At 47.9% G+C, this 5,143-nt stretch carries 3 protein-coding genes and 1 pseudogene; all 4 read left to right on the forward strand.

What is annotated here, in order from left to right; all coding sequences use genetic code 11:
• Window positions 1-19 precede the first annotated feature (19 nt).
• Window positions 20-466: a DUF1896 domain-containing protein gene (locus BN161_RS27505; RefSeq protein ID WP_044272438.1), complete on the forward strand. Its 447-nt coding sequence runs from the start codon at window positions 20-22 to the stop codon at window positions 464-466.
• Window positions 456-635: a hypothetical protein gene (locus BN161_RS27510; protein WP_044272439.1), complete on the forward strand. Its 180-nt coding sequence runs from the start codon at window positions 456-458 to the stop codon at window positions 633-635. The genes BN161_RS27505 and BN161_RS27510 overlap by 11 nt, the downstream gene beginning before the upstream one ends.
• A gap of 153 nt (window positions 636-788) precedes the next feature.
• A complete protein-coding gene (locus tag BN161_RS27515) occupies window positions 789-4,757 on the forward strand; it encodes an N-6 DNA methylase (RefSeq protein ID WP_044272442.1) in 3,969 nt (1,322 codons plus the stop codon).
• Window positions 4,758-4,790: 33 nt separating this feature from the next.
• A pseudogene (locus tag BN161_RS27520) lies at window positions 4,791-5,143 on the forward strand (hypothetical protein); the annotation flags it as partial.

The following is a 5,143-nucleotide window of genomic DNA, read 5'->3' on the forward strand; positions in this document are numbered from 1 at the left end:
ACTTTTAAAGCGATAACAGATGATTATACAAGATAAAAATACCGCAACCGGAGAATTGTCTTATTTTGAGACGACTCTCCTTCTTTATTTAAAGGAAAGCCATCCGCATATTGCCGGTAACAGAGAACTTGTCCGTTCACGGGCCGACGAAGCGGCAGGTACGTATGAACGTGCCATACGCGACGGATTTTCCCCTGCGCAGGCATTGCAACTGGCTGACGCCGTTCTCTATCAGGACTTGCGCTTCTCCAAATTCGACACGGTGTTCGAGGTTGTTTCGGAATGGTTTCCCGAAGTCCGACCCGGAAGACGGACGGAGTTCTGCCTGAAAATACTATCGCTCGCAGAAACCGTATTCAGTAAATATCCCATAGACGACCGGTTTGAAACATCCCCGTCCTATCGCACCCTTACCATTGAACTTACAGGTTTCATACAATCTTATATAGAAGAATATGGCATATAACAAACGACTATATCTGGCGGACAATATAGCTGCACTTGAATGGATATTCATGCGTCCGGAGGCTTGCTTCACAGAAGAGGGGCGCAGAGTTTTAAACGGCTATTCCGGTTTTGGCGGATTGAAGTGCATCCTGAATCCGGCAGAAAAGGACGCGGACATTGAAAGATGAACGACGGACAAGGAGTTGTTCCCCCAAGTCAGACTGCTGCATGAGCTTTTGCGTGAATATTCCAAAGACGAGAAAGAATACAAGGCATACGTTCAAAGCCTGAAAAACTCCGTCCTCTCTGCCTTTTATACACCGGAACCGGTAGTAGCGGCGATGCAGGAATCTTTGCAGGCATCGGGAATCCTCCCCAAACGCTTCCTTGACCCTTCTGCCGGAGCAGGGGTATTTATCAGCGGTTTAAAGGATATTCCCGAAGTCCATTGTTTCGAGAAAGACAAGCTCACGGGAAAGGTACTCTCATCCCTCTATCCGGAAAGCAGAGTAACCATAGACAGTTTTCAGTCCATACAGCCTTATTATAACAACTACTTCGATGTTGTTTCTTCCAATATACCGTTTGGAAATACCAGAGTGTACGACCGTGACTTTGACCGGAGTGATGACCCCGTGCGCAAGTCCTCACTTGGTGCCGTACACAACTATTTCTTTCTCAAAGGCATGGATACGTTACGGGAAGGCGGAGTACTGGCCTATATCACGACATCGGGTGTCATGGATTCACCACAGAACCGCCCCGTAAGGGAATGGCTGGTGAACCATGCCAATCTTATCTCCGCTATCCGCCTGCCGGACAATCTGTTCATTGATGCGGGTACACAAGTAAGCAGTGACCTGATCGTATTGCAGAAGAATACACAAAAAACGGAACTAACTGAAAAGGAACGGAGCTTCATTGAAACCCGTCTGATATCCGGCAACATCAATATCAACAACAGCTACTCCGATTTAGACCATATCGTCCATACATCCGTGTCTTCTGGTAAAAACATGTACGGACAACCGGCCATGAATTTCATCCATGAAGGAGGCATTGAGGCCATTTCCGAACATCTCAAAAAGCTATTGGTACAAGATGCAGAAAATCATCTCGACCGGAAACTTTATAAGGATAATCTGTCCCGACCGACCGTTTCTACCACTCTCAAAACTGAATTTGAAACACGGCCGGAAACAGAGGTAGTGGAACAACGGCAAGAGGTGCAGGTTGAAAGTACCCTTTCCGCCAAACCTTATGAACCCATGCTTAATCTTTTTGCCGCCTATGCGGAAGAAGAGGAAGCGGAGATACAAGTTCCGGAAAACAGACCAGCACCAAACCGGACACCATCGTCAACCCGCAAGAAAAAAGAGAGTGAACCCGAAATGTTCAATCTCTTCTCACAAGAGAATATGTACGATGAAGCCGCCACGCATGAGGACATGACCGAAGAACGGGCGGCAGCGGAAGCACGGTGGCAGGAGCGCAGGCAAAAGTTTGAAGAGGAACGGAAGAAAGAAATGGAGCCACGGCCGTTCACCGGAGAGATACGCCCGGAATACAAGAACGGCTCTCTCGTGAAAGCCGGTGAACAATACGGGTATCTGCGGGGATTGGGCAGTTCGGATGTACAATTCCATCCGCTCAAACTGACAGTCACCCAGCAATACCGTGCCGCCTATTATATCCCCCTTCGGGAAGCGTACCACAACCTCTACAATGCGGAAGCCGAAACGGAAACGGAACAGCCGGAACTGCGGGAAGAGCTGGCTAAGCGGTATGACAGTTTTTACCGCATGTTCAGGGAGTTGAACGGCAAGGATAACGCCAAGCTCCTGCTAATGGACGCAGGCGGAAGGGAAATGCTTTCGTTGGAACGTTCCATAAACGGAAAGATATGCAAGGCGGATATATTCACCGTACCCGTATCGTTCAATGCCAATGAAGTGAAACATGTGGATACCCCGCAGGAAGCGCTTGCGGCATCACTGAACAAGTTCGGCGAAGTCAACCTCGAATATATGGAAGACCTCAGCGAGATTGACGGGCAAGAGTTGCTCAAACAATTGGATACCCGTATCTTCTATAATCCCATGATGAAGAACTATGAAATCAAGGACCGGTTCATAGCGGGCAATGTGGTGGCCAAAGCCGAATGGATAGAGAAATACCTGAAAGACTATCCCGATGATAATGCAAGCAAAAAATCATTGGAAGCCTTACAGGAAGCCATCCCGGAGCCGATCAGTTTCGATTTACTTGACTTTAACCTGGGAGAAAGGTGGATACCCATGTCCGTATATGAAGAATTTGCCGGATATCTCTTTGAGACAAAGGCCCGTATCCATTATACGGAATCCATCGACGAGTTCAGCGTGAGTTTTGAAGGAACCAATGCGAACATCACTGACAAGTATTATGTGAAAGGGGAGAAAAGAGGATATTATGGAAACGACCTGTTGAAACACGCCCTGCATAATACGGTGCCCGACATCACAAAAACGGTGCAAGATGAGGAAGGCAACAACATAAAGGTACGCGATGCGGATGCCATCCAGCTTGCCGATACCAAAATCAATGAGATACGTTCGGCCTTCACCGATTGGCTGAACGAGCAGTTACCCGAATTTAAACAGCACCTTGCGGATATGTACAACCGCAAGTTCAACTGTTATGTACGTCCAGATTACGACGGCTCCCTTCAAAGTTTCCCGTTCCTTGACCTGAAAGGACTGGGCATACCTGATTTGTACGACAGTCAGAAGAATGCCGTCTGGATGTTGAAAATGAACGGCGGTGGAATAATTGATCACGAGGTCGGCACGGGCAAGACGCTTATCATGTGTACGGCCGCCTTTGAGATGAAACGTCTCGGACTGGCAAACAAGCCGATGATTATCGGACTCAAAAGTAACGTACATGACATAGCCGACACGTTCAAAAGGGCCTATCCGAATGCCAAAGTGCTCTATCCGGGCAAGGAGGATTTCACCCCGGAGAAACGTATCGGAATATTCCATGATATAAAAAACAACAACTGGGACTGCATCATACTTACACACGACCAGTTCGGAAAAATACCCCAGTCTCCCGAAATACAGCAGGAGATATATGCGCAGGAAATATACAGCATCGAAGAGAACCTCGCCGTATTCGAGCAGCAGGGCAATGAAGTGAGCGGCTGGATAAAGAAGGGGCTGGAAAGAAGGAAAGAAAACCTTGAAGCCAAACTCGAAAAGCTGGATCAGGAGATAAAAGAGAGGACGGATGACGTGACCGATTTCAGGCAAATGGGCATTGACCACTTGTTCGTTGATGAAAGCCATGCCTTCAAAAATCTCATGTTCAACACCCGCCACTCAAGAGTTTCCGGACTTGGGAACCCTGAAGGAAGCGCAAAAGCCATGAACCTGCTTTTCGCCGTCCGTACCATACAGGAACGCACGGGCAGGGATTTGGGAGCCACTTTCTTGTCCGGTACTACCATTTCCAACAGCCTGACCGAACTTTATCTCCTTTTCAAATATCTCCGTCCCAAAGAAATGGAACGGCAGGGGATTACATGTTTTGACGGCTGGGCGGCAGTGTATGCAAAGAAAAGTACGGACTTCGAGTTTTCCGTAACCAACCAGATTGTACAGAAGGAACGTTTCCGCTATTTCATCAAAGTACCGGAACTTGCCAACTTCTATGCGGAGATTACCGATTACAAGACTGCAAAGGATGTGGGAGTTGACAGGCCGGAACTCAACGAACAGCTTTATCATATACCGCCCACTCCCCAGCAGGAGATTTTCATTCAGAAGCTGATGAAGTTCGCCGAAACCGGAGATGCCACCTATATAGATAGAGAGCCTTTGTCCGAAGCGGAAGAAAAGGCCAAAATGCTGATTGCGACCAACTATTCAAACAAGATGTCGCTTGACATGCGCCTGATAGACCCTGAATACGGTGACAATCCGGGCAACAAGGCATCCCATTGTGCGGCAAAAGTTGCTGAGTTTTACTATAAATATCTCGACCAGAAGGGCACGCAGTTCATCTTTTCGGATCTTAGCACATATAAGCCCGACCAGTGGAACATTTACAGCGAGATAAAACGCAAGCTCGTGGAAGACCATAATATCCCGGAAAGGCAGATAAAGTTCATTCAGGAGGCTAACAGTGACAATGCACGCAAGGAGTTGTTCAAAGATATGAACTCCGGCCGTATCCGTGTGCTCTTCGGTTCCACGCAAAAATTAGGAACGGGTGTCAATGCGCAGGAGCGGGCCGTGACCATCCATCATCTGGATATACCCTGAAGGCCGTCCGATCTGGAACAACGTAACGGACGTGTGGCAAGAAAAGGCAATATTGTTGCCAAACAGTTTGCGGACAACAAAGCGGCCTGTTTCATTTATGCGGTGGAGAAGTCTCTGGACAGTTACAAGTTCAACCTCCTGCATAACAAGCAGGTATTCATCAATCAACTCAAAAGCCGCAATCTGGCTACCCGTACCATTGACGAGGGTGCAATGGATGAAAGCGGCGGCGTACATTTCAGTGAATACGTGGCTATTCTTTCGGGTAATGACGATTTGCTGGAAAAGACAAAGCTGGAGAAGAAACTGGCTGTCCTTGAAAGCGAAAGGCTGGCATATCACCGCAACAAGGGGAACGCAAAAGGCAAGCTGAATGAAAAGACTGG

This window comes from Bacteroides timonensis (genome assembly GCF_000513195.1).
GTDB lineage: Bacteria > Bacteroidota > Bacteroidia > Bacteroidales > Bacteroidaceae > Bacteroides > Bacteroides timonensis.

Excerpts from the sequence above, each read along its gene's own strand:
- BN161_RS27505 (WP_044272438.1), top strand. The coding sequence starts at position 20 with ATGATTATACAAGATAAAAATACCGCAACCGGAGAATTGTCTTATTTT.
- BN161_RS27510 (WP_044272439.1), top strand. The coding sequence starts at position 456 with ATGGCATATAACAAACGACTATATCTGGCGGACAATATAGCTGCACTT.
- BN161_RS27515 (WP_044272442.1), top strand. The coding sequence starts at position 789 with ATGCAGGAATCTTTGCAGGCATCGGGAATCCTCCCCAAACGCTTCCTT.